The organism is Patulibacter sp. SYSU D01012, from assembly GCF_017916475.1.
Lineage (GTDB): Bacteria > Actinomycetota > Thermoleophilia > Solirubrobacterales > Solirubrobacteraceae > Patulibacter.
In genome coordinates, this window is the sequence record NZ_JAFMTB010000001.1 from 746,623 (window position 1) to 771,819 (window position 25,197).

At 75.1% G+C, this 25,197-nt stretch carries 27 protein-coding genes; 15 read left to right on the top strand and 12 right to left on the bottom strand.

Going from position 1 to position 25,197, the window contains the following annotated elements; all coding sequences use genetic code 11:
- Positions 1 to 105: 105 nt before the first annotated feature.
- Positions 106 to 237 carry a hypothetical protein gene (locus tag J3P29_RS20265; RefSeq protein ID WP_282599904.1) on the bottom strand — a complete coding sequence of 44 codons (132 nt, stop codon included), beginning with the start codon at positions 235 to 237 and terminating at the stop codon, positions 106 to 108.
- A gap of 134 nt (positions 238 to 371) precedes the next feature.
- On the opposite strand from J3P29_RS20265, the gene J3P29_RS03310 reads away from it, so the two are divergent.
- On the top strand, positions 372 to 1,559 hold the full coding sequence (locus J3P29_RS03310) for a glycosyltransferase family 2 protein (RefSeq protein ID WP_210491609.1): 1,188 nt from the start codon (positions 372 to 374) through the stop codon (positions 1,557 to 1,559).
- A 66-nt stretch (positions 1,560 to 1,625) separates the two neighbouring features.
- Here the strand turns inward: J3P29_RS03310 and J3P29_RS03315 are convergent, their stop codons facing one another.
- Both J3P29_RS03315 and J3P29_RS03320 read right to left on the bottom strand, forming a co-directional pair.
- Positions 1,626 to 3,641, bottom strand: a complete 2,016-nt coding sequence (locus J3P29_RS03315; protein WP_210491610.1) for a glycosyltransferase — start codon at positions 3,639 to 3,641, stop codon at positions 1,626 to 1,628.
- 5 nt (positions 3,642 to 3,646) lie between these two features.
- Positions 3,647 to 4,624, bottom strand: a complete 978-nt coding sequence (locus J3P29_RS03320; RefSeq protein ID WP_210491611.1) for a glycosyltransferase family 2 protein — start codon at positions 4,622 to 4,624, stop codon at positions 3,647 to 3,649.
- 184 nt (positions 4,625 to 4,808) lie between these two features.
- Here J3P29_RS03320 and J3P29_RS03325 point away from each other — a divergent pair, with 184 nt between their 5' ends.
- From J3P29_RS03325 to J3P29_RS03350, 6 genes are all read left to right on the top strand, one after another.
- Positions 4,809 to 6,080, top strand: a complete 1,272-nt coding sequence (locus tag J3P29_RS03325) for an ABC transporter ATP-binding protein (protein ID WP_210491612.1) — start codon at positions 4,809 to 4,811, stop codon at positions 6,078 to 6,080.
- Positions 6,077 to 6,952 carry an ABC transporter permease gene (locus tag J3P29_RS03330; RefSeq protein ID WP_210491613.1) on the top strand — a complete coding sequence of 292 codons (876 nt, stop codon included), beginning with the start codon at positions 6,077 to 6,079 and terminating at the stop codon, positions 6,950 to 6,952. The genes J3P29_RS03325 and J3P29_RS03330 overlap by 4 nt, the downstream gene beginning before the upstream one ends.
- A gap of 14 nt (positions 6,953 to 6,966) precedes the next feature.
- Positions 6,967 to 8,967 (top strand): glycosyltransferase, encoded by a 2,001-nt coding sequence (locus J3P29_RS03335; RefSeq protein ID WP_210491614.1) that lies wholly within the window; start codon positions 6,967 to 6,969, stop codon positions 8,965 to 8,967.
- Positions 8,949 to 9,941 carry a methyltransferase domain-containing protein gene (locus J3P29_RS03340; RefSeq protein ID WP_210491615.1) on the top strand — a complete coding sequence of 331 codons (993 nt, stop codon included), beginning with the start codon at positions 8,949 to 8,951 and terminating at the stop codon, positions 9,939 to 9,941. Before J3P29_RS03335 ends, J3P29_RS03340 begins: the two co-directional genes overlap by 19 nt.
- Positions 9,938 to 11,437: a hypothetical protein gene (locus J3P29_RS03345; protein WP_210491616.1), complete on the top strand. Its 1,500-nt coding sequence runs from the start codon at positions 9,938 to 9,940 to the stop codon at positions 11,435 to 11,437. The genes J3P29_RS03340 and J3P29_RS03345 overlap by 4 nt, the downstream gene beginning before the upstream one ends.
- A gap of 231 nt (positions 11,438 to 11,668) precedes the next feature.
- Positions 11,669 to 12,265, top strand: coding sequence for a transglycosylase family protein (locus J3P29_RS03350; RefSeq protein WP_210491617.1), 597 nt, complete (start codon positions 11,669 to 11,671; stop codon positions 12,263 to 12,265).
- A 129-nt stretch (positions 12,266 to 12,394) separates the two neighbouring features.
- Here J3P29_RS03350 and J3P29_RS03355 read toward each other — a convergent pair whose 3' ends face one another.
- Positions 12,395 to 13,249, bottom strand: coding sequence for a glycosyltransferase family 2 protein (locus J3P29_RS03355; RefSeq protein ID WP_210491618.1), 855 nt, complete (start codon positions 13,247 to 13,249; stop codon positions 12,395 to 12,397).
- On the bottom strand, positions 13,246 to 14,187 hold the full coding sequence (locus J3P29_RS03360) for a glycosyltransferase family 2 protein (RefSeq protein WP_210491619.1): 942 nt from the start codon (positions 14,185 to 14,187) through the stop codon (positions 13,246 to 13,248). Before J3P29_RS03360 ends, J3P29_RS03355 begins: the two co-directional genes overlap by 4 nt.
- Positions 14,188 to 14,237: 50 nt before the next feature.
- Here J3P29_RS03360 and J3P29_RS03365 point away from each other — a divergent pair, with 50 nt between their 5' ends.
- Complete coding sequence (locus tag J3P29_RS03365) at positions 14,238 to 15,056, top strand: class I SAM-dependent methyltransferase (protein ID WP_210491620.1); 819 nt, start codon at positions 14,238 to 14,240, stop codon at positions 15,054 to 15,056.
- A 69-nt stretch (positions 15,057 to 15,125) separates the two neighbouring features.
- Here J3P29_RS03365 and J3P29_RS03370 read toward each other — a convergent pair whose 3' ends face one another.
- The 3 genes from J3P29_RS03370 to J3P29_RS03380 are packed head-to-tail and all read right to left on the bottom strand — an operon-like array spanning position 15,126 to position 16,737.
- A complete protein-coding gene (locus tag J3P29_RS03370) occupies positions 15,126 to 15,506 on the bottom strand; it encodes a lasso peptide biosynthesis B2 protein (RefSeq protein WP_210491621.1) in 381 nt (126 codons plus the stop codon).
- Complete coding sequence (locus tag J3P29_RS03375) at positions 15,503 to 15,772, bottom strand: PqqD family protein (protein WP_210491622.1); 270 nt, start codon at positions 15,770 to 15,772, stop codon at positions 15,503 to 15,505. The genes J3P29_RS03370 and J3P29_RS03375 overlap by 4 nt, the downstream gene beginning before the upstream one ends.
- Positions 15,769 to 16,737 (bottom strand): nucleotidyltransferase family protein, encoded by a 969-nt coding sequence (locus tag J3P29_RS03380; protein ID WP_210491623.1) that lies wholly within the window; start codon positions 16,735 to 16,737, stop codon positions 15,769 to 15,771. Before J3P29_RS03380 ends, J3P29_RS03375 begins: the two co-directional genes overlap by 4 nt.
- A 50-nt stretch (positions 16,738 to 16,787) precedes the next feature.
- Between J3P29_RS03380 and J3P29_RS03385 the strand changes: the two genes are divergently transcribed.
- Positions 16,788 to 17,657, top strand: a complete 870-nt coding sequence (locus J3P29_RS03385; protein ID WP_210491624.1) for a hypothetical protein — start codon at positions 16,788 to 16,790, stop codon at positions 17,655 to 17,657.
- On the opposite strand, the gene J3P29_RS20270 is transcribed toward J3P29_RS03385, so the two are convergent.
- The 3 genes from J3P29_RS20270 to J3P29_RS03395 are packed head-to-tail and all read right to left on the bottom strand — an operon-like array spanning position 17,654 to position 18,083.
- On the bottom strand, positions 17,654 to 17,785 hold the full coding sequence (locus tag J3P29_RS20270; protein ID WP_282599907.1) for a hypothetical protein: 132 nt from the start codon (positions 17,783 to 17,785) through the stop codon (positions 17,654 to 17,656). The two genes, J3P29_RS03385 and J3P29_RS20270, sit on opposite strands and share 4 nt — an antisense overlap.
- Positions 17,786 to 17,817: 32 nt before the next feature.
- Positions 17,818 to 17,946: a lasso RiPP family leader peptide-containing protein gene (locus J3P29_RS03390; protein WP_210491625.1), complete on the bottom strand. Its 129-nt coding sequence runs from the start codon at positions 17,944 to 17,946 to the stop codon at positions 17,818 to 17,820.
- Between the two features lie 26 nt (positions 17,947 to 17,972).
- Positions 17,973 to 18,083 (bottom strand): lasso RiPP family leader peptide-containing protein, encoded by a 111-nt coding sequence (locus J3P29_RS03395; protein ID WP_210491626.1) that lies wholly within the window; start codon positions 18,081 to 18,083, stop codon positions 17,973 to 17,975.
- Positions 18,084 to 18,229: 146 nt separating this feature from the next.
- On the opposite strand from J3P29_RS03395, the gene J3P29_RS03400 reads away from it, so the two are divergent.
- Positions 18,230 to 18,973 (top strand): hypothetical protein, encoded by a 744-nt coding sequence (locus J3P29_RS03400; protein ID WP_210491627.1) that lies wholly within the window; start codon positions 18,230 to 18,232, stop codon positions 18,971 to 18,973.
- Between the two features lie 20 nt (positions 18,974 to 18,993).
- Here J3P29_RS03400 and J3P29_RS03405 read toward each other — a convergent pair whose 3' ends face one another.
- Positions 18,994 to 20,307 carry a cytochrome P450 gene (locus J3P29_RS03405; RefSeq protein ID WP_210491628.1) on the bottom strand — a complete coding sequence of 438 codons (1,314 nt, stop codon included), beginning with the start codon at positions 20,305 to 20,307 and terminating at the stop codon, positions 18,994 to 18,996.
- A 211-nt stretch (positions 20,308 to 20,518) separates the two neighbouring features.
- Between J3P29_RS03405 and J3P29_RS03410 the strand changes: the two genes are divergently transcribed.
- From J3P29_RS03410 to J3P29_RS03430, 5 genes are read left to right on the top strand one after another with little or no spacing between them, the layout of a single operon-like run.
- Positions 20,519 to 21,178, top strand: a complete 660-nt coding sequence (locus tag J3P29_RS03410) for an ABC transporter ATP-binding protein (protein WP_210491629.1) — start codon at positions 20,519 to 20,521, stop codon at positions 21,176 to 21,178.
- Positions 21,175 to 21,951 carry an ABC transporter permease gene (locus J3P29_RS03415; RefSeq protein WP_210491630.1) on the top strand — a complete coding sequence of 259 codons (777 nt, stop codon included), beginning with the start codon at positions 21,175 to 21,177 and terminating at the stop codon, positions 21,949 to 21,951. Before J3P29_RS03410 ends, J3P29_RS03415 begins: the two co-directional genes overlap by 4 nt.
- A gap of 39 nt (positions 21,952 to 21,990) precedes the next feature.
- Positions 21,991 to 22,935 carry an SDR family oxidoreductase gene (locus J3P29_RS03420; RefSeq protein ID WP_210491631.1) on the top strand — a complete coding sequence of 315 codons (945 nt, stop codon included), beginning with the start codon at positions 21,991 to 21,993 and terminating at the stop codon, positions 22,933 to 22,935.
- A gap of 26 nt (positions 22,936 to 22,961) precedes the next feature.
- Positions 22,962 to 24,164, top strand: coding sequence for a glycosyltransferase (locus J3P29_RS03425; RefSeq protein ID WP_210491632.1), 1,203 nt, complete (start codon positions 22,962 to 22,964; stop codon positions 24,162 to 24,164).
- Positions 24,165 to 24,204: 40 nt separating this feature from the next.
- Positions 24,205 to 25,182, top strand: coding sequence for a GDP-mannose 4,6-dehydratase (locus J3P29_RS03430; RefSeq protein ID WP_210491633.1), 978 nt, complete (start codon positions 24,205 to 24,207; stop codon positions 25,180 to 25,182).
- Positions 25,183 to 25,197: the final 15 nt, after the last annotated feature.

Consider the following 25,197-nt stretch of genomic DNA (forward strand, 5'->3'; position numbering starts at 1 on the left):
GCTTCTGTGTCCCAGCGGCCCGCTCGCCCAGATCGTCTCCGCCGCGCTCACGTTGACGGTCAGCGGTGAGGTCGATCCGATACGGCGCTCCGACCGCGCGAGCGCCTAGCGCTCGTCGTCCTCGCGGTCCTGCGGCCGCTTCCGCGACCCGCGGTAGACGAGCAGGCCGCCCATGCCGAGCACGAGCGCCATGCAGACGCCGGTCAGCAGATCGGATGCCGTCGACGCCAGGGCCATCGGCCGATCGTACGCCGGTGCTCCCGCGGGCGCCTGCGCGGGGCGGCGGGTCGGTCCTCTAGGCTGTCCGGTGCCTCTGCCCGCGCCCGCCGACGCGGCGCGCGCCCCGTCCGTCCCTGCACGTAGGACCCCGCATGAGCGCCACCACCTCGCCCCAGACGCCGCACTCGCCCTCCACGGAGCCCGAGGACCAGCTCCTCGTCTCCGTCGTGATCCCGTGCCTGAACGAGGAGGAGAACATCGTCGCCGTCGTCACCCAGGCGCGCGAGGCGATCCAGGCGGCCGGGGTCAGCGGCGAGGTCGTCGTGGCCGACAACAACAGCACCGACCGGTCCGCCGAGCTGGCGACCCAGGCCGGCGCGCGCGTCGTGCACGTGCCCCAGCGCGGCTACGGCGCGGCGTACATGGGCGGCTTCTCGGCCGCCAAGGGCAAGTACATCGTCATGGGCGACGCCGACCTGACGTACGACTTCCACGAGATCCCCAACTTCGTGCGCGAGCTCGACGCCGGGGCCGACCTGGTCATGGGCAACCGGATGAACAACATCCAGCCCGGCGCCATGCCGTGGCTGCACCAGTACGTCGGCAACCCGCTGCTGTCGGGCTTCCTCAACCTGCTCTTCAAGACCGGCGTGCGCGACGCCCACTGCGGCATGCGCGCCGTCCGCCGCAGCGCCCTGCCGGCGATGGACCTGCGCACGCCGGGCATGGAGTTCGCGTCCGAGATGGTGATCCGCGCGAGCAAGGCGAAGCTCGACATCCGCGAGTTCGACATCCAGTACCACCCGCGCGGCGGCGAGTCGAAGCTGTCGACCTGGCGCGACGGCTGGCGGCACCTGCGCTTCCTCCTCGCCCACAGCCCGACGCACCTGTTCCTCGTGCCCGGCCTGGTGCTCCTCGTGCTCGGCGTCCTCGTGATGGCGATGGTCGTGGGCGGCCTGAACCTGTTCGGGCGCGACTGGTCCATCCACACGCTGATGGGCGGCTCGCTCCTGACGATCATCGGCGTGCAGATCGTGTCGCTCGGCCTGTGCGCGCACGCCTACGGCATGTACTTCATGGGCGACGTCGACCCGTGGTTCGACCGCATGCGCTCGCGCTACCGCCTGGAGCACGGCCTGATGCTCGGGGGCGTGGCGATCATCGTGGGGCTGATCGCCGCGGTCGTGATCGTCATCGACTGGGCGTCCGGCGGCTTCGGCGCGCTCAGCCAGACCAACCTGGCGCTCGTCGCCGTCACGCTCATCGTCATCGGCGTGCAGACCTTCTTCTCGAGCTTCCTGCTCTCGATCATCGGCCTGCGGGGCAAGGACCCCGTCTGAGCGGTCGCGCGGCGGCCGGGCGCCGCCGGCGGCTGCCGCCGGGTCGGGGCCGGACGCCGGCCCCCCTCAGCGCGTCGTGGGCGCCACGGCCTGCGGCGCCGTCGCGCGCTCCTCGGCGAGCGCCGTGTAGAAGCGCTCCAGCGCATCCAGGCGCTTCGGCCACGCGTAGCTGGCCGCGGTGACGCGGCCCGCGGCGACCAGGCGCTCGCGCAGCTCCGCATCGTCCAGCAGCCGCTGGATCGCCGCGGCGACGGCGGCCGGGTCGCGGTCCGGCATCAGGCAGTTCACACCGTCGCGGCAGAAGTCGCGGTTGCCGTTGGAGTCCGTGGAGACCACCGCGGCGCCGGCGGCCATCGCCTCGAGCGGCGGCAGGCAGAAGCCCTCGTGCTTCGACGTCTGCACCAGCACCGTCGCCTCGTTGAGCAGCTCGTTCACGCGCTCGTCGGAGGGGAAGCGGTGGAACTGCACCGGCCCGTCCAGGCCGTCCGCCAGCTCGGGCTCGGTGCCGAACAGGACCAGCTCGGGACGCGGCGCCGGCAGCGCGCCGTACGCGGCACGGGTCAGCGGGAAGTCCTTCAGCGGGTTCGAGCGTGCGGTCGACAGGACCGAGCGCTCCTTACGCGCCGCGCCCGGCAGCTCGCGGTACGTCTCGACGTCCAGGCCGGGGGTGAAGACCGTCGGGTCGGCCACGCCGAGCGTCTTCAGCTCCTCGGCCACCCAGATCGACCCGGCCAAGTACGCGAACTCCTCGCGATAGCTGGCGTGCACCTTCTGCTGGTCGACGGGCGCGGTGTAGTACGAGCTCTCGACGTCCTGCACCAGGTAGACGGGCACGCCGTGCAGCACGGAGGCCTCCCACACCCACGAGGACGTCTCCCACCACGTGGCGACCTTGATCGCGTCGACCGGGCCCAGCTCGTGCGCGAGCTCGGCGTAGGAGTCGAACCGCCGCACCGGCACCTTCAGGTCGAACCAGTCGGGCGCGCCGTCCTCGTCGAGCGTCCACAGCTCGGGGTGGTGCCCCCGCTCGAGCAGGCCGTTCAGGTGGGTGAAGATGACGCGGTGGCCGCCGCCGATGCCGGTGTCCTGCGTCACGTAGATCACGCGCAGGCCGCCGTCCTCGGCCCGGACGCGCCGCTCGTTCAGCTCGCCGCCCCAGCGCTCCCAGAAGCGCCGCTGCGACGCCAGCTCGCGGTCGCCCTGAGTGGTGCCGCGGGTCTTGCTCTCGTGGTGGATCAGGACGGCCTGGGGCGCGTAGCCCACGCGGCGGCCGTGCGCCCACGCGCGCATCGCGTAGTCGACGTCCTCGTACGCCATCCCGTAGCCCTCGTCGAGCAGGCCCAGGTCGTCCAGCGCCTCGCGGGTGACGTACAGGCAGGCGCCGGTGGCCGCCAGGGTCGGGCCCTCGACGTTCGCCGACGGATGGTCAGCGGCCTGGAAGCGGAACCGGTGATCGAACCAGATCGGCTGGTCGCGGTTGCGCACCATCCCGCCGAACTGGATCGACGTGTCGGGATAGAGCAGCTTGGCGCCGACCAGGTCGAAGTCGCGGCGATAGGCCGCGTACTGCAGCGCGGCGAGCCAGCCCTGCTGCGCCACCACGTCGCTGTTGAGCAGGACGGCGTCCTCCTCGCGGCGCACGACGCGCAGGCCGCGGTTGCAGTTGGCCGCGAAGCCGCGCTGCTCGTCGCCCAGGACCAGGTCGACGCCCTCCTCGACCGCCAGCAGCTTGAGGGCCGCCACGTGCTCGGGGGCGGACGCGTCGTCGCAGACCACGATGCGCGTCAGGCGCGGATCGGTCGTGCGACGGACGCTGCGGACGGCGGTCGCGACGAGCGACGGGTCGCCGTACGTGGGGATGACCACCGCGACCGGCCGGCCCTCGCGGGCGTACCAGGCGCGCGCGGGGCCGGTGGCGTCGCCGATGCCGCCCAGCGCGCCGCTGGGCAACAGCCGCTGCGGGGCGCGGCCGACGCGGCGCACGAGCTCGCGCCAGCCCAGGTGCTGCACCGTCAGCGCGGCGCGGCGGGGCAGGCCGGTCAGCAGGCGGCGCAGGTGGCGGAAGTAGAGCGAGGCGTCCATCGAGGTCAGGCGTCCAGATCGATCGGCTCGACGGTCGCGATGCCGTCGCGGGAGAGCCAGCGCCGCAGGCGCGGGGACAGGCGGTCGGCGCGGGTGCCCGCCGCGGCCGCCACGGCCCGCTCGGCGTGGTAGGCCAGAGACGCTAGCGTCGCCCGGTCGGCGGCGCGCCGCGAGGCGCCGTGCTGCAGCGCCCACGCGCGGTCCTCGACCGTCTGGCGACGCACGGTGCCCACCAGGTGCCGCGGACGGGCGCTCGTCCGCGTGCCGTACACCTCGTGCAGGGCCCGGAACTCGTCGAACAGCCGCCGGAAGCGCTCGCCGGGCGGATAGTCGTGCGAGTGCTCGACCGCCGCGGTGGGCACGAACGCCCGCGCCCAGCCGGCACGCAGCAGGTCGATCGCCAGCAGCTGGTCCTCGGCGTACGCGACGTCGCGGAACGGTACGTCCTGCCACGCCTCGCGGAGCAGGGCGCCGTTGGCGTCCGTGTGGAACGTGGCGGGGGAGGGCCGCAGCGGGCGCGGCACGTCGGCCGCCCGGTAGAGCGTCGGCGTGCCGCCGACCCCGGCCATCCCCCCGAACATCTGCGTCAGCTCGCGCGTGGTGGCGACGCTCGCCGTCGGCCGCGGCAGGTACGGCCCGCACGCCAGCGCGACGTCGTCGGCCAGGTCGAACGCGCCCGTCAACGCGCGCAGCCAGCCGCGCGTGCCGGGCACGGCGTCCTGCGTCAGGAACGCCACGACGTCGCCGCGCGTCTCGCGCATGAGCAGGTTGCGCGTGCGTCCGTGGCCGAACTCGGCACGCGAGATGCGGACCACCCGCGCGCCGGCCGCGGCCGCGCGCTCGTCCGAACCGTCCGTCGAGCCCGAGTCGCAGACGACGACCTCGCGCAGGTTCGGCGCGTCCTGGGCCACCAGCGCGTCGAGGACACGGCCCAGGAGCGGGCCGCCATTCAGGACGGGGATGGCGACCGAGAGGGAGCGCACGGAGGGATCGTACGAGGCGGCGCGCGGCGGCCCGACTGCGGGAGGGGCCGCCACCCGCTTGCGCTCAGAGTTCGCCGAGGCGTGCCCGCATGGTTCACGCGCGTGCGTTCCAGGCGGCAGACGCACCGGACACGCCGTTCCGCTTCGTTCCGCAGGCGCCCGCGCATCCTGCAACCATGATCGAGTGTCGTCTCCTGCGATCGTGGTCGACGGCGTCCGAAAGTCCTTCCGCCGTCCGCATCACCAGACGCACACGCTGAAGGAACGGGCGCTGCATCCCTTCCGGCGCGTGGGGCATGACGAGTTCACCGCCGTGGACGACGTCTCGTTCTCCGTCGAGGAGGGCGAGTTCTTCGGCATCGTCGGCCGCAACGGCTCGGGCAAGAGCACGCTGCTGAAGATGCTCGCCGGCATCTACGGCGCGGACGCTGGCGACATCTGGCTGCGCGGCCGGCTCTCCACGTTCATCGAGCTCGGCGTCGGATTCAACCCCGATCTCGGCGCGCGCGACAACGTGATGCTCAACGCCATCATGCTCGGCCTGACCCCGTCAGTCGCCCGTTCGCGCTACGACGCCGTGATCGACTTCGCCGAGCTGCGCGACTTCGAGGACGTCAAACTCAAGAACTACTCGTCGGGCATGCACGTCCGTCTCGCGTTCTCGGTGATGATCCAGGTGGACGCCGACGTGCTGCTGATCGACGAGGTTCTGGCGGTCGGTGACGCGGCGTTCCAGCAGAAGTGCTTCGACCAGTTCAACCGCCTGCGCGACGAGGGCCGCACCATGGTGCTCGTCACGCACGACATGGGGGCCGTGAAGCGGTTCTGCGACCGCGCCATGCTGATGGAGCGCGGCCGCGTCGTCGAGCAGGGCGACCCCGAACGTGTCGGCGCCAACTACCTGGCCGTGAACTTCAGCGAGGACCGCGAGGCCTCTGCGGCGAGCATCGGCGCAGGCGCGGTTGACCTGAACCGCCAGGGCGACGGCCGCGCGCGCGTCGAGCGGATGACCGTCGAGGACGACCGCGGCGAGCCGCGACTGCTCATTCAGCGCGGCGAGACCGTCGTCGTGCGGTTCGAACTGCAGTTCGTCGAGGACATGCTGGAGCCCTCCGTCGGCCTAGTCGTCGAAGACGACCAGCACCGTCCCGTCTTCTCGGGCAACTCGATCTGGGTGCAGCGCCCGGTGGGCAACTTCCGCGCCGGCGACCGCGCCGAGGCGATCGTGCGCTTCGAGAACGTATTCGCGTCGGGCCGCTACACCGTCACGCCCTACGTCGCCTCGCGCGGGGCCGCCGACCTGGAGTTCGCGGACCGACGCAAGGACTTCGGGTCGTTCGTCTCGGCCGGACCGAACGACACGGGCGCGATCACCGTCCTCGACCACGACGTCGAGGTGCGAGCCCTCGGGCACGATCGCCCCGCGGCCCTGCCCGCGACGGAGGTCCGCTCGTGAGCACGACCGACGTCGCCGCGGACATCGAGCGGATCAAGGCCGCCGGTGGCAAGCGGATCCCCGGTCCCGGCGCCTACGTCGGGTCGTTGCGGCGCATGGCCAACCTCACGTGGACGCTTGGGTTCCTTGAGTTCCGCCTGAAGTTCTTCGGCGCGATCCTCGGCTACCTGTGGCAGCTGATGCGGCCGGCGATGCTCTTCGGCGTCTACTTCGTGCTGTTCACGGAGATCGTCCCGGTCAGCAAGGACGTGAAGTACTTCGCGCCGCTCCTGCTGTTCGGAATCATGATGTACCAGTTCTTCGGCGACGCGACGGGATCCGCCGTCCGTGCCGTCCCGGCGGCCGAGGGGCTCGTCCGCAAGATCCACTTCCCGCGGATCGTCATCCCGGTGTCCGTCGTGGTGACGGCGCTGCTCAACCTGGCCGTCAACCTGATCGCGGTCCTCGTGTTCATCGGGATCTCGCGGGTGCCGCTGCGGTGGTCGTGGCTCGAGTTCTTCCCCATGCTCGCCCTGCTGGTCGTGTTCATCCTGGGCCTCGCGCTGCTGCTGTCGGCGCTGTTCGTGCGCTTCCGGGACGTCGCGCCCATCTGGGAGGTCTTCAGCCTGGCGCTGTTCTACGGCACCCCGATCCTGTATCCGATCGACACGGTCGATAGCCGTGTGCTGCAGCAGATCGTCATGTGCAATCCGCTGGCCGTCGTCCAGCAGCAGATGCGGCACTCGATCTTCGACCCCTCCGCGGCGACGGCGGTCGAGGCCATCGGGGGCTGGACGATGATGCTCATCCCGATCGGCATCACGGTCTTCGTGTTCGTCCTCGGCGCGTGGACGTACTCGCGCATCGCGCCGCACGTCGCCGAAGAGCTCTAGGGTTCCGAGCCATCGTGCCCGACCGACGGATCGCCATCGTTTCGCGCGACGTGGCCCCCGCCAACAGCGGCGGGATTGCGGCTTACGTCAGCGCGCTGCTGCGCCTGCTCGGGCCGGTAGCCGACGTCGTGCTGTTCACCCGCGAGGGCAACCGCGCGCAGCTGGACGAGGCGATCGCGGCGGGCAGCCCGATCGCGCCGGGCGGCGATGTCGAGGTTGTGTACGTGCGGGACGACCCCGAGAACGGCCCCGGGTCGTTCTACACGGACATGCACCGCTACAGCGCGGACGTGCACGACGCCCTGGTCGCGCACTACGGCGACCACGGCCCCGATCTGGTCGAGTTCCCGGACTACCTGGGTGAGGGCGCGGTCACGGTACAGGCCGCACGCACCGGCGGCGCGACGTTCCGCGACACCGCGGTCGTCGTCCGCGCCCACACGTCGGTCGAAATGTGCTCCGTCCTGGACGGCCACCTGCCCGTCGAGTTTCCGTCGCGGATGACGTTCGAGCTCGAGCGCTACGCGCTCCGCTACGCCGACGCCGTCCTCGTGGGCGGCGGCGACATCGGCGGCACGTACGACCGTTTCTACGCCGGCCGCGTGGCGCGCCTCGAAACCATCCGCCACCCGTACCTGCATGCCGTGCAGCCCCCGTCGCCCCCGGTCGACCGGGCCCACGACGACATGCTGCACCTGCTCTACCTCGGACGCCTGGAGCGGCGCAAGGGGATCGAGAACCTGGTGCGCGTGATCCGCGACACGGGCGTCGGCGTCGTGCTGACGATCGTCGGTGGCGACACGAACACCGCGCCGCGCGGCATCTCCGTCCGCGAGCACCTGGAGCTGGCCACGCCGCACGACTGGCGCATCCGCTTCCACGACGCGGTGCCGCCCGAGGACGTGCCGGGCCTCTTCGCCGGCCACGACGCGGTCGTGCTGCCGTCGCTGTGGGAGTGCTGGCCCAACGTTGGTCTGGAGGGGCTGGCGGCGGGGCTGCCGCTCATCGCCACTCCGGTCGGCGGCCTCGTCGAGATGGTCGGCGCCCCCGACGACGCCGGCGACCGGCCCGGCGGATGGCTCAGCCGCGACCCCGGCCGTCCGGCGCTGGCCGAGCGTCTCGAGCAGCTGATGGAGGAGCCCGGCACCGTCCGCAGACCCCAGGTGGGCGAGCGGGCCCGGGCGCAGTTCGAGGCGCTCACCGCTGAGGGGCCGGTCCTGGAGGCCTACGAGCGCCTGGCCGCCGCCGGTGCCGCCGACCGGCCCCGCCGTGCCGCGTCCGGGCGGGCCGCGCCGAGCGTGACGGTCGTGGTGCCGTACTACCAGCTCGAGGAGCACGTCGAGGAGACGGTCGCGAGTGCGTTGGCGCAGACGCACCGCAACACCCGCGTGGTGATCGTCAACGATGGCTCCACGGCGCCCGAGGACCGCGTCCTCGTTGAGTTGGCGCGCGACCCGCGCGTCTCCGTGGTGACGCAGGCCAACACCGGTCTCGGAGCCGCGCGAAACCTCGGCATCCGTGTGTCGTCGAGCGACTACGTCCTGCCGCTCGACGCCGACAACGTCCTCGAGCCGACGTTCGTCGCGCGGGCGCTCGAGGTCCTCGAGGCTGACCCCGAGATGGCGTTCGTCACGTCGTGGTCCTTGTACGTCGACGAGCACGGCGTGCCGCACGAGGGCATCGACCGGGGCTACCAGCCGATCGGCAACAGCTCCGACCTGGTGCGCGAGAACAACGTCGCCGGCGACGCGGTGGCGCTGTTCCGGCGCAGCGTGTTCGACGACGGCTACTGGTACGACGAGGAGCTCACGAGCTTCGAGGACTGGTACCACTACTGGCGCCTGCACGACGCGGGACGGGTGGGCCACGTCATTCCCGAGCGCCTGTTCCGGTACCGAGTCCGGTCGTCGTCGATGATCCGCGAGTTCGGCATCGACTCCACCGCCCGCTTGCTGGGCGAGATGCAGAGCCGTCGCCGCGAAGAGGAGGTCGAGTGGTGTCCCTGGAACGCTTGAGCGCAGAGGCCGTCAACGAGTCGTCGCTCGAGGCGCTCGAGCACCGGCATCGCTACGAGGCCGTGCGGCGCTTCTGCGCCGGTCGCAGGATCCTGGACCTGTGCTGCGGCGTCGGCTACGGCTCGGCCATCGTCGCGGCGGAGGCGCGGTCCGTCCTGGGTGTCGACCTGTCGCGCGACGCCATCGACGAGGCGGAGCGCACGTTCGGCCATCTGGACGGCGTCTCCTTCGCTTGCGGCGACGCGGTCGAATGGCTCGAGGACGCCGACCGCATGCGCGACGTCGATGTGCTCCTGTGCTTCGAAGGGGTCGAGCACATCGCCGAGAAGGAGCGTCTCCTCGACGCTCTGGTGGCGGTGGCCGGCTCGGGCACCACGGTCATCTTCTCGGTGCCGAACTCGCGGCGCTACGAGGAGGACAACGCCTTCCACCTGAACAACTTCGACCGGGAGGCGGTCGACCGCTGGGCCGCGCGCTTCGCCACGCCGGCCGAGATCTGGGAGCAGTGGCATGCCCAGGGCTCGTACATCGGTCGTGAGCCGGCGCCCGCGACTCCGCCCGCGCCGCTCCTTGCGCCCGTGCCCGCCGAGGCGCGGCCTCACGGCTGGGCGACCCACTACCTAGTCCTCGTCAACGCCGACACGGCGGAGGCCGACGAGTCGGCCCGCATGTCGTGGGCCGTCGAGCCGGTGAACGCCCGGTGGTTGGAGAGCCTGCGGCGAGCGAATCGCGAGCTGTGGCGCACCAACGCCCGCCTCGCCGACACCGACATGCGCCCCCGCGGCACGTACGCGGCCGCAGCGGCGTCGGTCATCGACCGCTGGAAGTCCCGGGCACTCGCCGCCGAAAAGCAGGTGCGGGCCACGGCGCACGCGGCGGCGAGCTACGAGGAGATCCGCAACCGTCAGGCGGTCAAAGCCGCATTGACGACCGCGAAGCACATCCGTCGAATGAGGGACCGGGTCGGCCTGTGACCTCCCGCAGCGGCCAAGTCGTTGCCGCAGCACGGGGATGGGCGGGTCGCCTCTCGAAGGGGGAATGCTGGGTTCTCGGCGTCCTCTTGCTGGGCGCCTTCGTCCTGCGCGCGTGGGCTATGGCTGGCGTCAGGCCGATCACGTACGGTCTATACGACTCGGGAACCTACCTTGCCGCTGCGGCGGGCGGCCGACCGGGGGGCCTGTTCTACGACGTTCACCACCCGGTCGGCTACTCGCTCTGGCTGCGCATCGTCGGCGCCCTGACGGACAGCGGCACCGTGCTCGCTGCGAGTCAGCACGCGCTCGGCGCTATCGCCGGCGTGTTCCTCTGGTTCGCTTTGCGGCGCCTCAAGTTGCCCCTGCTGCTTAGCGCAGTCGGTGCAGCGCTCGTCCTCTGGAATCCCGAGGTGGTCCAACTCGAACACTCGATCATGAGCGAGGCGCTGTACATCCCGGCGCTCATCCTGGCCTTCGGCGGTGCCGCGTACGCCGCGACGTCGACGGGGCGCACCGCGGCGGTCTGGGGCTTCGCGGCCGGTGTTGCTGCCGCGGTCGGCTATACGGCCCGGTACCCGGGCCTGGTTTGGGTGCCGCTCATCGTCTTGCTCATCGTGGTCCTGAGGCCGTGGGCCGAACGGCGAAGCGCCGCGCTGCCTGTCGCTGGTGCCGTCTTCGGCGCAGTCCTCGTGCTCGTGCCGTACGGCGTGGCCCAGTCGCGTGCCCTCGACATCGGCTTCGAATTCACGCCTGGGGCCGGCTGGAACGCGTACGCCAACATCGCGTCGGACGCGGACTGCTCGAAGTTCACCCCGCCCCCGGGGACGAGGAAGCTCTGCGACCGCACCCCCCCGGCCAAGCGTCCCAAGGCGACCGAGTTCTATTCCTGGGACCACTCGTCGCCGGCGTTCCGGCTGGAGCCGCGGGGCTTCCCGCACTCGGACGACCTCTTTGCGGCGTTCGCTGCGGCCGCGTCGCCGTCGGTAGCGAAGGCGCGCAACGAGGACGACCCGGCGCCGACGCCGCTCGCGCAGATCGAGAGCGTCGTGGACGGCGCCGAGAACTACACGGGCTCCTCGGCGGGGGCGCTGTCGCCGATGGCCGCGCGTAACCCGCCGATCGAGGCCAACGAGCAGGCCATCGCGGCCCCACTGTTCGCCCTCGCGCCGATCGGGACCCAGTCCCTGGTCACGACCTACGACGACGTGAAGGGCGTCGTTCGCATCCACGGGTGGATGGTCGGAGCCGCGCTCGTGATCACCGTGCTGGGCCTGGCCTTCGCCCGAGGGTTCCGGCTTGCCGCGCTCGCGTTCTGGCTGTTCGTGGCGGCGAACTGGTACGCCGCGGCTGGCTATAACGCGCGGTACGCCGTACCGGTCAACATCTTCGCGCTGCTCGCTAGCATCCTGATCTTGGCAGGCGTCTGGCGGACGTGGGTGGCGCGTCGCGGGCCGCAGCCCGAGTCTTCGGGTGCGGAGCCGTCGCCGGCTGCATGAGGCGCGTCCGCGCGCGCCGTATGTGACCCGGCGCACTCCACTATCCCCGCCGCGTCCCGTACGGTCGATGGACCGCTTGAGCGGCGCGGGTACGCCCCGTGCTGCGTGGACGCCCGAACGGCGTCCCCCGCGGTAGCCCTCGGTCCACCGTGCGGTGGGCCTTGCCGGTGGGCGTGGACGTCGTCCCCCGCCGGCGGACCCTGAACCCGACCACCGTGAGGTGATCAGCACATGGGCAAGAAGCACACGTTCGCCGCGCTCGCCGCGGCTTCTGCGATCTTCGCCGGCGCGCCGGCCGTCGTCAGCGCCGCCGAGCCGTCTCCCGGCCTGAAGGACGCGTACGACACCGTCTACCAGCGCGTCGAGCGCGCGGGGGGCGAGCCCGGGCGCAACATCGCCAAGGACGGCGTGCGTGAGGACGGGGCGCCGCGCTCCGCCACGCGCGCCGAGGTCCTCGACTCGCTCGGCGTCCTGCGCCGGATGCACCTGAGCCTGAAGCCGGGCAGCGCCACGGCGCAGGCATCCGCCACCGGCAGCGCTGCGACCGCCGCCACGTCGTCCGGCACCTCCGCCACCCCGGCCCCCGCCGCCACGGGTGGCGCCGGCGCGGGCCTCGAGGGCGTCGCCGCCTGCGAGTCCGGCGGCGACCCGTCCGCGGTGTCGGCCGACGGCCAGTACCGCGGCAAGTACCAGTTCGACCGCCAGACCTGGGAGTCGGTCGGCGGCTCCGGCGATCCCGCCGCGGCCCCGGAGGCCGTCCAGGACCAGCTCGCGGCCAAGCTGCAGGCCCAGCGCGGGTCGAGCCCCTGGCCCGTCTGCGGGGGCTGAGCGCCAGCGAGGCCGTCGCAGCGAACGGGCCAGCCGTCTGCGGGGGCTGAGCGCCAGCGAGGCCGTCGCAGCGAACGGGCCAGCCGTCTGCGGGGGCTGAGCGCCAGCGACGCCGGCTGAGCCGACGCGTCAGCCGGCGCGCTCGGCGGCGGGGCGGTCGTCGAACCCTCGCCGCCTCGGCACCGCCCGGCGGCGCAGCCCTCGCTCGTCCGTCAGGTACGCGTAGCCCACGCCGGGCTGCGCGAGCGCCTGGGGATCGAGCTCCTCGTACCGGGCGCGTCTGGCGGCCCGGGCCGCCGGCTCGATCATCCGCAGGTGGTAGACGAGCAGGTCGGCGAACGGCACGCGCCCGCCCAGGACGGTCGCCTGCAGCGGCGCCTTCTGCCCGTGGAACGGGCGCTCGTCGAAGGCGTGGTCGGCGCGGGCGGCGAACAGCCGCGCCTGCGTCTTCGCGCCCCAGATGCCGTCGACGCGCACGTGGTGCGGGTCGTCCCACAGCTCGCGGATCCGGACCGCGAAGGCGGTCGCGCCGAGCCGCCCGCCGCGGCGGATCACCCGCTCGGCACGGGCCCGGAAGTCGCGCTCGACCCGCTCGTCGGCGTCCAGGCTGACCAGCCAGTCCGCTCCGTGGCGCACCCCGGCCGCGACGAGGCGGCGGTGCGCGGCGACGTCCTCCCAGGCGGCGCGGTCCGGCGGCACGCGCAGGACCTCGAGCACCTGCGGGGCGGCCTCCAGGATCTCGGCCGAGCCGTCCGTGGAGCCGTCGTCCAGCGCCACGATGCCGTCGACGTGGGGGCCGACGCTCGCCAGGTAGCCCGGCAGCAGCGCGCCCTCGTCGCGAACGGCGAGCAGCGCCAGCAGGCGGACCCTCCGCGGCTCGCGGGACGCCGGCCGCAGCGACCACGACGGCACCTTCGTGGCCTCGACGACGGCGCGGCGCAGCCACCACCGCGTCCGCGAGCGCCTGGCCGGACCGGCGCTCATCGGCCGCGGTCGGGGCCGCCGCGCGCCACGCGCCCCAGGCGGGCGCGACGACGCCGCGCCACGTACTCCCGGGCAGCGGGGTCGACGTCGCCGCCGCCGCGCACCTTCCCCGTCGCCTGGGCGACCGTCGCGAGCGCGAGCGCCGGCCCGGCGCGCACCAGGTCCCGCGCGGGGGTGGGCGGCCGTCCCGTCGCGGCGCGCCGCAGCGCGACGACGGCCTCCAGCGGCACGCGGGACGCCAGCAGCAGCCGCCACGGCCACGCGCCGTGCAGCGCGCCGTGGATGCGTCCGCGCCGGTGCTGGTCGGCGACCATCCGCCGCAGGGTGCCCGGGTAGTCGTGGGTCGAGACCACGTCGGGCGCCCAGGCGATCGGGATGCCGGCGGCGAGCAGGCGCTGGTTGACGACCACGTCCTCGGGGAACCCCGGCCCCTCGGGGAACGGGCCGTAGCGCTCCAGGGCGTCGCGGGCGTACGACACGCCGAAGCGCAGGCTGGGCAGCGGCCGGTACCCCGGCATGCGGTTGGAGTGCTGCAGCAGGTTGGCCGCCAGGCTCGGCGCGTCGCGGCGCAGCGGCACGAGCGCCGACGCGACGGCCCGCTCGCCGGCCACGTGGCGCGCGATCCGCCCCGCCGCCCACCCCGGCAGCGCCAGGCAGTCCGCCGCCAGGAAGGACACGTACGGGGCGGTGGTCGCGGCGACGCCCGCGTTGCGGGTCGCACCCGGGTACCGGCGCCGCTCCGACGCCACGAGCGGCACGCCCGGGCACTCGCGCGCCAGCAGCGCGGGGGTGGGGCCGCCACCGGAGTGCGAGACGACGACCTCGACGGGCGGGTCCTGCGCGAGCAGCGAGCGCACGGCCCCGACGACGGTCGCCTCGTTGCGGAACGACATCACCACCGCGGCGAGCACGGGGTCGCTTGGGGGCACGGCGACCATGGCGGCACTGTAGTCCGTCGTCGGTCCCCTCGCCGATGTACCGTCCGCCCATGGACGGCGACGCCACGGGGCCGCCTGCGGCCCGGCGCGTCAGGGCGTACTGGCGCACGCGCGGCGTCCTCGCCCGCCTGCCGCGGGGGCTGCCGACCGTGCTGACGGGGGCGTGGCTGGGGGTGCTGCGCCCGCGCGACGTCCACGCCCTCGACCGCCTGTGGTACGGCACGCAGCTCGAGCGCTACGGGACGTCGGAGTACGTGCGATCGGGGCTCTTCCCGTGGGAGGAGGCGGCCGTCGCGGCGCACTTCCCGGCGGAGGGCCGCGTGCTCGTCGGGGCGGCGGGCGCGGGCCGCGAGATGCTGGCTCTCCACCGGCGCGGGTACCGCGTCGACGGCTTCGAGTGCAACGCCGGGCTGCGGGAGCGCGCCGCCGGGCCGTTCGCCGCCGCGGGCCTGGCGGCGACCGTCCGGGCCGCCGAGCACGACCGCTGTCCGCCGCTCGACGGGCCCTACGACGCGGCGGTCGTCGGGTGGTCCGCCTACATGTTCATCCCGACCCGCGGGCGACGGGTCGCGTTCCTGCGGGAGCTCCGCGACGCGCTCGTGCCCGGCGCGCCGGTGCTGCTGTCGTTCCGGGTGCGGGGCGGCACGACCGCGCGCGACCGCGTGACGGCGGCGACGGCCAACGTCCTGCGGCGCGCCCGCCGGGCCGAGCCGGCGCGCCCGGGCGACGGGCTGGAGCCGTTCTTCGTCCACCGCTTCACGGCCCGAGAGCTGGCGGAGGAGCTGGAGACCGCCGGCTTCGCGCTCGTGGCGTTCGCGGCCGACAGCGCCTCGGCGGTCGCCCGGGCGCGGCCGCTGCCGCCCGCGTGAGCGGCGCGTGCCCGGAGAGACCGGCGCGCCCGGGCCGGGGCGGCGGCCGGTGGCGCCCCGGCGTCCCCGTCACCGTCGCAGGCGCACCCGGCGACGCGTCAGCTCGACGTAGCCCGCGTCGGGATCGCCCGCGAGCCAGGCGTGGGCCTCGAACGCCCGGCGTCCCCCGCGGACGCCGATGACGACGTCCCGCTCGATCCCCCACCGCAGGCACAGCGCCTGCTCGACGACGGTGCGCTCCAGGCACGTCGCCCGGCGCCGCGTGAGGACCGCGTCCGCGACGCGCAGCGCCTCCGCCAGACCGAGCGCCGCACGCACCCGCGGGGGCGTCGGCGCGCGGACGGCATCGGTGTGGACGTCGGCGCCCGCCCGCAGCGCCGCGCGGACGTGCGAGAGCGCCCGCCACGTCCATGCGGCGACCCGCGCCTCCGGGGGACGGAGCGGCCTCACGGCTCGAGCAGGTCCCAGCGATCCAGCGAGGCCACGAAGGCGTCCACGTCGCGCGCCGCCACGCCGGCGTCGATCCCGAACCGCTCGACGAGCCGGGACGCCAGCGCGTCGCGGGTCGTGCCGTCGGCGAGCGCCTGCCACAGCAGCGCGCCGGACGGCGTGACGGCGAAGTACTCGCCGCGGGCGAGCGCCACGCCGACGATCTCGCCCTCGACCTCGCGCCAGGCGGCCTGGCCCTCGCGCAGCTTCAGCGGTCGGTCGGTCATCGGGGGTCCTTCGTCGGGGGCGGGGGAGCGGGGCGGGTCGCGCGCACGGCGGGGGCGAGCAGGCGCGGGGCGCGGGCCAGACGGGCGGCGGCGGCCCGCAGGTAGGCCGACCGGCCGGACAGCCGCTCGCCCGTCGCGCGCTCCAGCACCACCCGCGGGGGCAGCACCAGCTCGCGCACCAGCCGCGCGCGGGCCCGGGCCCCGGGCGCGTCGCGCAGGCGGGCCAGCATGATCGCGCCCGCCGGCGGATCGGTCATCCACAGCCGCGGCAGCGTCGCGTCGCCGGGCCGCAGCCGCGTGCGGGCGACGAGCGCCGCGGCGTCGTCACGAGGGCCGAGCACCGCGGCGACCGCGTCCTCGGCCCCCAGCTCGCGCGCCAGGGCCACGACCGCGTCCCAGGTGGCGGCGTCCAGCACGGCCAGCGCGCGGTCGAGGTCCCGCAGCGAGCGGGCGTGCCGGCCGCGGTGCTGCCAGGCGTGCAGCACGACGTGCAGCGCGCGGGCCGCGGGGCTCGGGACGTCGACCGTGGCGTCGCCGAGGTCGAGCGGCGTGCGGTCCCGGTGCAGGACCCGCCAGACGTGGTCGGCCGACGCGGTCGTCCCGGGCAGGCCGAAGTGCAGGTCGACCTCGACCGTCGCGCCCGGGCGACGCCACACCTGCGAGTGCGGGTGCACCCGTTCGGCGGCGCCCCCGGACGTGTCGTCGTGCTCGCAGGCGAATCCGGCCGCGGCGAGCGCGCGCCCGGCGGCACGCAGGTCCTCGCGCCGCACGAGCAGGTCGACGTCGGCGTAGTTACGTCCCGGGCCGCCGGCGTACAGCAGGGTCGCGGTCCCCGCGCCCTTCAGGAGCAGGGCGGGGACCCCCGCGCCGCGCAGCACCCGCGCCGCGTCGACGGCCACCCGGTCCACCTGCAGCGCCCGGACCGTGGCACGCACGGCGTCCGAGGGCTGCGGCGGGGGGTCCATCGGGCGAGCGTAGTGCAGTCCGCGCGCGCCACGTAGGGTTCGTCGGACCGATGGGAGCGGGCGACCACCGGCACGTCGGGGCCTACGGCCTGCGGCTGCACGGCATGGGGGAGGGCGCGGCGACGCTCGCGCCCGCGCGGGCGGCGTGGCCCGCCCTCGCGGTGCAGCGGAGCCCGGCCGACCGGCCGGCGCCCGAGCGCCTGATGGCCGCCGACCGCGCGATCGTGACGTACCGCGGGGGCGCGTGGGCGGCGCTGGATCGCGTCGAGCGCCGGGCGGTGTTCCGCACCCCGACGGCGCTGGGCGACGCCGAGCTGCTGCACCCGTACCTGTCCGCCGTGGCTGCCACGTTCGCGCGCTGGGACGGCCGCGAGGCGCTGCACGGCGGCGCGGTGGTCGGCGCGGGCGGTGCCTGGGCGCTGCTGGCCGGTCGTGGCGGCGGGAAGAGCACCGCCGCCGCGGCGCTGGCGGTCGCCGGACGCCCGGTGGTCGCCGACGACCTGGTCGTCGTGGACGGCGCAGACGCGTGCGCGGGGCCGGCGTTCGTCGACCTGCGGCCGGACGCGGCGGACGTGCTCGCCGCCAGCGGCGACGCGGGCGTGCGGGCCGTCGCGACGGCGACGGACGTGCGGGCGGGCACCCGCCGTCGCGTGCGCACCCCGCTGGCACCGCCGGCGGTGCCGCTGCGCGGCCTGGTGTTCCTGGCCTGGGGCGACGTGCGCCGCACCGTGCGCCTGGGGCCGACCGAGCGGCTGGCGCGGCTGGCGCCGTGCCGGGCGTCCGGCCGGGAGGACGTGCATCCCGACCGGGCGCTCGCGCTGGCCCGGCTGCCGGCGTGGCTCGTGGAGCGCCCGCGCGACGCGGCGCTCCACGAGACGGTCGAGACCCTCGAAGGGCTGCTCGACGGGCCGCCGGCCTAAGGGATGCCGGTCTGGAGCGTCTCGGTGTTGACGTCGCCCAGGCCGACGATCGCCGGCGGCTCGTAGGGCGCCGCGGCCGGCGCGGTGGCGTCGGGCGCGTCCTGGTCGGTGGGAGTGGGATGGTCCATGGTGCTCCTCGGGTCGCGGGGTGCCGACGGGCTCAGCCGCCGGGGATCCCGGTCTGCAACGTGTCCGTGCTGACCTGGCCGAGCGCGACGAGCATCGGCGCCTCGTACGGCGCCTCGTCGAGCGCGGCGCTCGCGTCGGACGGGTGTTCGCGGTCGTCCATGGGGACCTCCGGGTGGCGGCCGGCGGTCAGCCGGTCTGCAGCGTGTCGGTGTTGACGTCGCCGAGGGCGACGATCGCCGGGGCCTCGTAGTCGCTCTCGCGCTGCTCGTCGGCCGGGGCGTGGGGGGTGGCGCTCATCGTGTCCTCGTGATCGGCGGGAGCGCCGAGACCGATAGGTTGGAGGCCTGAACCGCTCCTCCGCACCCGCCGATCGACCGACGCCTCTCGACGCAGCGTACGGGGTCAGGTGGGTCGGTGTCGAGGGTGGCGGCGACCTTCGTGCGGTGCCCGGCTGGCCGATCGTCCCCGTGCGCCACGTGCCGCAGCCCGCGGACGCGCCGGCCGAGCAGGTGACGCCCGCCCTCGCGCGGCTGGTCGGACACGGACTGCGGGTCGACGTCCGGCGCGACCCCGCCGGCGCGACGGCCCGCGGCGCCCCGGCCGCATGGCGCGGGATCGTCCACCCGACGCTGGCCCGCGCCGGCGCCGCGGTCGCGGCGTGGTGGGGCCGCGACGCGTTCCAGGCGGCGGCGGTCCACGGGCCGGGCGGGGCGCTGGCGCTCGCCGGGCCGTCGGGTGCGGGCAAGAGCACCCTGGCCGCCGCCGTCGCCCTCGCCGGTCGCACCGTCGTGACCGACGAGGTGGTCGTGGTGGAGGACGGCGACGTGCTCGCCGGCGCGGCGTCGCTGGCCGTGCGCGCCGACGCGCGGGCCCTCCTGCCGCTGCCCCCGGGGCTGCGGTCTGCGTGGGACGGCCGCGCGGCGCTGCTCCCGCTCGGCCCGGCCCCGCCGTCCGTGGCGCTGCGCGGCTGGGTGCACCTGGCGTGGGGGGAGCGCACGACGGTCCGTCCGCTGGGGCCCGGGGCGCGGACGGCGGCGCTCGGCGCGGCGCGCCTGCACGGCGACGCGCGCGGCGACGCCGCCGCGTTCCTCCGTCTCGCGACCCTGCCGGCGTGGCGGCTCGAGCGGCCGCGCACCGCCGACGGGCACGCGCAGGCGACCGCGGCGCTCCTCGAGCTGCTGGGTTGAGACGGCCCCCCGCGGGACGGTCAGCGCGGCGTCGCGACGACGAGGGCGCCGTCGGCCGGCAGGAACACCGTCCCGACCTCGCGCTGCAGCTCGTCGCCCGGGACCGCCGGCCGCAGGTCGACGCGATCCGCCGCGGTGCGGAGCACCGTCGTGGCCGTCAGCAGCGCCAGGTGCTCGCCGACGCAGCGCCGCCGGCCGCCGCCGAAGGGGATCCAGGACGGCGATGGCGCCGCGCCGAGGAAGCGCTCCGGGCGGAACGCCGCAGGGTCGGCGAAGGCGGCGGGGTTGCGGTGCAGCAGGTACGCGAACGCGGTCACCATCGTCCCCGCCGGCAGGACGTGGTCGCCCACGCGCAGGTCGCGCGCGGTCGTGCGCGCGTTCGTCAGCCACGCCGGCGGCCGCACGCGCAGCACCTCGCGCACCGCGGCGTCGGCGTAGGCGCCGTCGGTGCGGACGCGCTCGAGCACCGCCGGCCGCCGCACGAGCCGCTCGAACGTCCACGCCAGGGCGCTGAGCATGGGGTCGTGCCCGGTCACCAGCAGCGTCAGGGCCTCGTCGCGGACCTCCCGGTCGCTCAGCCCGCGCCCGTCGGCGTCCGTCGCCGCGACGAGGGCGGACAGGACGTCCGGGCGCTCGGCGCCCCCGCCGGCCGCCCGCCGCGCGGCGACGAGCGGCAGCAGCACCGCGTCGATCCCGGCGACGGCCGCGAGCAGGCGGCGGTTCGGCACGCCCGGCCCCCACCGTCGCCGGACGAGAGGGATCGACGGCGCGCGCCGGGCGGACGCCGCCCGCAGCTCGGCCAGCGCGGCCCGCAGGGCGTTCCGGTCGCGGGCCGCGTCGGCGTCCCGGCCGTCGAGGCCGCACACGACGCGCAGGAGCACCTCGGCCGTCACGTCGCGCAGCTCGTCGAGCAGCCGCACGGCGCGGCCGGCGGGCCACCGCTCGACGCTCCGGGCCGCGACGTCCGCGATGGTCCGGGCGTGGGCGTCGAGCGCCGGCCCGTGCAGCGGCGGCCGCAGCAGGGCGCGGTGGCGCGCGTGCTCGTCGTCGTCGAGCACGACCACCGAGCCGTCGCCCAGGATCCGCCGGCGCGTCGGGGCCTGGCCGCGCCGCACGTCCTCCGGTCCGGCGGCGAACACGGCCGCGACGACCGCCGGGTCCGACGCCAGCACGAGCGTCAGCCCGCGGCCGAAGCGCACGGTGAACAGGTCCCCGTAGCGCGCGTGGCAGCGCGCCGCGAAGCCGACGGGGCGCTCGGCCCAGGCCAGGCGCTGCACGGCGGGCCGCAGCCGGGGACCGGGCGGGAGGGCGGGCAGGGAGCGGGGGAGGGTCATCGCGGGGGCCGGCCGGTGCCGGGACGGTGCGGCGGTCGGGCCGGCCGCGGGCGCCCACCGTAGCCGCCGGTGGACGGGGACGCCAGGCCGGGCGTCCGGCCGCGCACGCCGCCCCCGTCGCCCGCGTCCGGGACGGCTACCGTGGCGGGATGCCGTCCCGGCCCGCCCGTCCGCCGCGTCGCCGCGGCCCCGTCCACGGGGCCCGCCGGGCGTGATCGAGACCGTCGACCTGACGTGTCGCTTCGGCGACGTCGTCGCGCTCGCCGGCGTCGGGCTGCGCGTGGAGCGCGGCGAGGTCGTGGCGCTCGTCGGCGCGAACGGCGCCGGGAAGAGCACGCTCCTGCGCGTCCTCGCCGGGCGGGTGACCCCCGACGGGGGACGGGCCGTCGTCGCGGGGCACGACGTCGTCCGCGAGCGCCGCCGCGCGGCGGCCGTCACCGGGGCGGCGCTCGACGTGCAGCGCTCGTGGTTCGGGCGGCTGAGCGGCCGCGCCAACCTGGAGCACTTCGCGGCGCTGACGGGCCTGCGCCGTGCGGCGGCGCGGCGGGCCGCGGACGCCGCGCTCGAGGGGGCGGGCCTGGCGTCCGTCGCCGACCGCCGGGTCGACGCGTACTCCACCGGCATGCGCGCCCGCCTGGGCGTGGCGCGCGCCTGCCTGCGGACGCCGGCCGTGCTGCTGCTCGACGAGGCGTCGTCGGGGCTGGACGCCGCCTCGGTGGCGGCGTTCCGCGCGCGCCTCGACGGCCTGCGCGCCACGACGGCCGTCCTGCTCGCGACGCACGACCGCGACGAGGTGGCGGCCACGGCGGACCGCGTCGTCCGGCTCGACGCGGGGCGGATCGTCGAGGACGGACCGGGGCGCGCCGCATGACCGTCGTCCTGTCGGCGATCCGGCGCGACCTGCGCCTGGCGCTGCTGCGTCCCACCGGCCTGGTGCTCGACGCCCTCGGCATCGTCGTGGGCGTCGCCCTCATCTTCTTCATCGGGCGCTTCGTCGGCAGCGGCAGCAACGGCGTCCCGTACTTCGCCTACGCCGCGACGGGCCTGCCGGTGCTGCGGATGCACGGCGCCGTCGGCCGCGTCCTGGCCGCGCTCGGCATCGGCACCGTCAGCGGCACGTTCGAGCACGCCGTCAGCTCGCCGGCGCCCGTCCCCGTCGTCGTGCTGGCGGAGCTGGCGTTCGAGCTGCTCCGCGCCGCGGTCATCGCCCTGCTGCTCCTGGCCGTGGCGGCCCTGTACGGCGCGCCGTTCGCGCTGTCCGTCGGCGGCGCCGTCGGCGTGCTGCTCGGGATCGTCGGCGCCGCCGGCGTGTTCGCGGCGCTCGGGGCGCTGGTGATCGGCCTGGTGCAGGTCGTCCGCGAGGCCTCGTCGGTCGTGGCGCTCACGGCGCTCGTGCTGCCCGTCCTCGCGGGGGCGTACTTCCCGCTCTCCACCCTGCCCGCGCCGATCGAGGCCGTCGCCACCGTCCTGCCGTTCCGCCTGCCCGTCGACCTGCTGCGCGCCGGGCTCGTCGACGGCACCCTCGACGTCGGGGCGGCCGCGCTGCTGGCGGCGAGCCTGGCGGTGGCGCTGCCGCTCGGGCTGGCGGCGGCCGCCGCGGGGGTCGCGCACGCGCGGCGGCGCGGCGCGCTCGGGAGCGCGTGATCCGGGGGACGCACCGCACGGGCGCGCTAGGTTGGGGCCGTGCGGATTCTCGTGACCGGAGGAGCGGGCTTCATCGGCTCGCACATCGCTCGACGCCTGCTGCGGGACGGCCACGAGGTCCGGATCCTGGACTCGTTCGCGACCGGTCGGCGTTCGAACCTGGCGGTCCTGGACGGGGTCGAGCTCGTCGAGGGCGACATCCAGAGCTACGAGCGCGCCCACACCGCGGTCCGCGGCTGCGACATGGTCCTGCACCAGGCGGCGCTGCCGTCCGTGCCCCGGTCGATCCAGGACCCGCTGACGTCGGCCGCGGTGAACACGACGGGCACGCTGAACGTGCTGCTCGCCGCGCGCGACGCGGGCGTCCGTCGCGTGGTCTTCGCCTCGTCGTCGTCGGTCTACGGCGCCTCCGAGGCGCTGCCGAAGCACGAGGAGCTCCCGACGCTGCCGATCTCGCCGTACGCGGTCAGCAAGCTCGCGGCCGAGGGGTACTGCCGGGCGTTCAGCGCCGTCTACGACCTGGAGTGCGTCGCGCTGCGCTACTTCAACGTCTTCGGCCCGCGTCAGGACCCGCAGTCGCAGTACGCGGCGGTCATCCCGCGGTTCATCACCGCCGCGCTCGAGGGGCGCAGCCCCACGGTCTTCGGGGACGGCGAGCAGTCCCGCGACTTCACGTACATCGACAACGTCGTCGACGCGAACGTCCTGGCCCTGACCGCTCCGGGCGCGGTCGGCGAGGCGTTCAACGTCGCGTGCGGCGAGCGCTACACGCTCAACGAGCTGCTCCGGGTCATCGGCTCGGTCGTCGGCACGGACGTGACGGCCCAGCACCTCGAGCCGCGGGCCGGCGACGTGCGGCACTCGCAGGCCGACATCGGCAAGGCCCGGCGGCTGCTGGGGTACGAGCCGACCGTGCGGTTCGAGGACGGCGTCCGCGCCACCGTCGAAGCGCTCGTCGCCGAGCGCGCCGCGGCCCCGGCTTGAGCGCGCCGCGGCCGCCCCGGGTGCGGGTGCTCCGCGTCATCGCCCGCATGAACGTCGGCGGGCCGGCGCACCACGTGGCCATCCTGTCGGAGCGGCTGGACCCCACGCGGTACGCGACGGTGCTGCTCACGGGGGAGGTCCCCCCGTCCGAGGGCAGCCTGGAGCGCCTGGCGACCGAGCGCGGCGTGGACGTGCGGCGGGTGGCCGGCCTGGGTCCCGCCCTGCGGCCGCTCGCCGACCTGCGCGCGTTCGTGGCCCTCGTCGGGCACGTGCATCGCCTGCGGCCGGACGTCGTGCACACCCACACGGCGAAGGCCGGGCTGCTCGGCCGCCTGGCGGCCCGGGTGGTCCTGGGGCGCCGGGTGACGGTGGTGCACACGTACCACGGGCACGTCCTGCGCGGGTACTTCGGTCGGCGCACCGAAGCGCTGTTCCGGACGCTCGAGACGCTGCTCGCCCGCACGACGGACCGCCTGGTGGGCGTCAGCCAGGCGACGGTCGACGAGCTCGTCGACCTCGGCGTGGCGCCGCGCGACCGGTTCTCGGTCGTCCCCGTCGGCCTGGACCTGGACCGCTTCCTCGCCGTCACCCCCGATCCCGACGGCCTGCGGCGGCAGATCGACGCCCCGGCGACGGCGCTCGTCGTCGCGTTCGTGGGGCGGCTGGCGCCCATCAAGCGGGTCGACGTGCTGCTCGCGGCCGTCGCCGACGCCCGGCGGCGCGGTGCGGACGTCCGGCTCCTCGTCGCCGGCGACGGCGAGCTGCGCGCCGATCTCGAGCGGCAGGCCGCGCCGCTCGGTGCGGCGGTGCGGTTCCTGGGCTTCCGCGACGACCTCCCGTCCGTCGCGGCCGCGGCGGACGTCGCCGCGCTGACCTCCGACAACGAGGGGACGCCCGTCGCGCTGATCGAGGCGGCCGCCGCGGGCGTCCCGGCGATCGCCACCGCCGTCGGCGGCGTCGGCGACATCGTGCTCGACGGCACGACGGGGGTGCTCGTCGCGCCCGGAGACGTCGAGGGGTTCGCGGACGCGCTGGTCGCCGCCGCGGCCGACCGCCAGGCGCTCGCGGCGATGGGCGCGGCGGCGCGCCGGCACGTCGGTCGGCGGTACGACGCCGCCCGGCTCGTCCGCGACGTGGACCGTCTGTACGGCGAGCTGCTCGGACGGCCCGCGGAGCGTCCGTCGCCGGCCGGCGGGCGCTCCGGGGGACGGGGCGCACGAGGGATGTAGGGTCTGCGGGCACCGTCCTCCCCCACCGGCGGTGCGCTGCATGTCCGATCGCGTCCTGATCACCGGCGGAGCCGGCTTCATCGGCTCTCACCTGAGCGATGCGCTGCTCCAGGCCGGCCATCACGTCCACGTCATCGACGACCTGTCGACGGGGGCGATCGAGAACATCCGCCACCTGAAGGACCACCCGCGCTTCGGGTACACCATCGACAGCTGTGCGAACCGGGCGGTGGTCGCCGAGCTCGTCGACGAGGTCGACGTCGTCTACCACCTCGCCGCCGCGGTCGGCGTGGAGCTGATCGTCGAGTCGCCGGTGCGGACGATCGAGACGAACGTGCACTGCACCGAGGTCGTCCTCTCCCAGGCTGCGAAGAAGCGCAAGCCCGTGCTGCTGGCCTCGACCTCCGAGGTGTACGGCAAGTCGGCGGCGCTGCCGTTCCGCGAGGACGGCGACCTGGTGATGGGCGCGACGACGAAGGGGCGGTGGTCCTACGCCTGCTCGAAGGCGATCGACGAGTTCCTGGCGCTGGCGTACTGGAACGAGCGCAAGCTGCCGACGGTCGTCGTGCGGCTCTTCAACACCGTCGGTCCCCGTCAGACCGGGCAGTACGGGATGGTCGTGCCGAAGTTCGTCCGCGGGGCGCTCGCCGAGCGCGACCTGCAGGTGTTCGGCGACGGCGCGCAGAGCCGCTGCTTCGGGCACGTGGCCGACGTCGTCCGTGCGATGGCCGCCCTGATGGCGGACGACCGGCACAGCGGCGAGGTCTTCAACGTCGGCACCACGGAGGAGGTGACGATCCGCGAGCTCGCCGACCGGGTCGTCGCAGCCACCGGGTCGTCGTCGGGCATCGTCTCGGTGCCGTACGAGACGGCGTACGGCACCGGCTTCGAGGACATGCACCGCCGGGTGCCCGACACGACGAAGATCCGCGAGGCGATCGGCTGGGCGCCCGAGCGCGACCTGGACCGCATCCTGGCGGACGTCGTCGCCTACGAGAAGACGAAGCTCCCGCTGTGACGCGGGGTCGCCGGC

Excerpts from the sequence above, each read along its gene's own strand:
- J3P29_RS03380 (WP_210491623.1), bottom strand. The coding sequence starts at position 16,737 with ATGGACCCCCCGCCGCAGCCCTCGGACGCCGTGCGTGCCACGGTCCGG.
- J3P29_RS03315 (WP_210491610.1), bottom strand. The coding sequence starts at position 3,641 with ATGGACGCCTCGCTCTACTTCCGCCACCTGCGCCGCCTGCTGACCGGC.
- J3P29_RS03395 (WP_210491626.1), bottom strand. The coding sequence starts at position 18,083 with ATGAGCGCCACCCCCCACGCCCCGGCCGACGAGCAGCGCGAGAGCGAC.
- J3P29_RS03375 (WP_210491622.1), bottom strand. The coding sequence starts at position 15,772 with ATGACCGACCGACCGCTGAAGCTGCGCGAGGGCCAGGCCGCCTGGCGC.
- J3P29_RS03350 (WP_210491617.1), top strand. The coding sequence starts at position 11,669 with ATGGGCAAGAAGCACACGTTCGCCGCGCTCGCCGCGGCTTCTGCGATC.
- J3P29_RS03415 (WP_210491630.1), top strand. The coding sequence starts at position 21,175 with ATGACCGTCGTCCTGTCGGCGATCCGGCGCGACCTGCGCCTGGCGCTG.
- J3P29_RS03430 (WP_210491633.1), top strand. The coding sequence starts at position 24,205 with ATGTCCGATCGCGTCCTGATCACCGGCGGAGCCGGCTTCATCGGCTCT.
- J3P29_RS03355 (WP_210491618.1), bottom strand. The coding sequence starts at position 13,249 with ATGAGCGCCGGTCCGGCCAGGCGCTCGCGGACGCGGTGGTGGCTGCGC.
- J3P29_RS20265 (WP_282599904.1), bottom strand. The coding sequence starts at position 237 with ATGGCCCTGGCGTCGACGGCATCCGATCTGCTGACCGGCGTCTGCATG.
- J3P29_RS03385 (WP_210491624.1), top strand. The coding sequence starts at position 16,788 with ATGGGAGCGGGCGACCACCGGCACGTCGGGGCCTACGGCCTGCGGCTG.
- J3P29_RS03310 (WP_210491609.1), top strand. The coding sequence starts at position 372 with ATGAGCGCCACCACCTCGCCCCAGACGCCGCACTCGCCCTCCACGGAG.
- J3P29_RS03365 (WP_210491620.1), top strand. The coding sequence starts at position 14,238 with ATGGACGGCGACGCCACGGGGCCGCCTGCGGCCCGGCGCGTCAGGGCG.
- J3P29_RS03390 (WP_210491625.1), bottom strand. The coding sequence starts at position 17,946 with ATGGACGACCGCGAACACCCGTCCGACGCGAGCGCCGCGCTCGACGAG.
- J3P29_RS03405 (WP_210491628.1), bottom strand. The coding sequence starts at position 20,307 with ATGACCCTCCCCCGCTCCCTGCCCGCCCTCCCGCCCGGTCCCCGGCTG.
- J3P29_RS03360 (WP_210491619.1), bottom strand. The coding sequence starts at position 14,187 with ATGGTCGCCGTGCCCCCAAGCGACCCCGTGCTCGCCGCGGTGGTGATG.
- J3P29_RS20270 (WP_282599907.1), bottom strand. The coding sequence starts at position 17,785 with ATGGACCATCCCACTCCCACCGACCAGGACGCGCCCGACGCCACCGCG.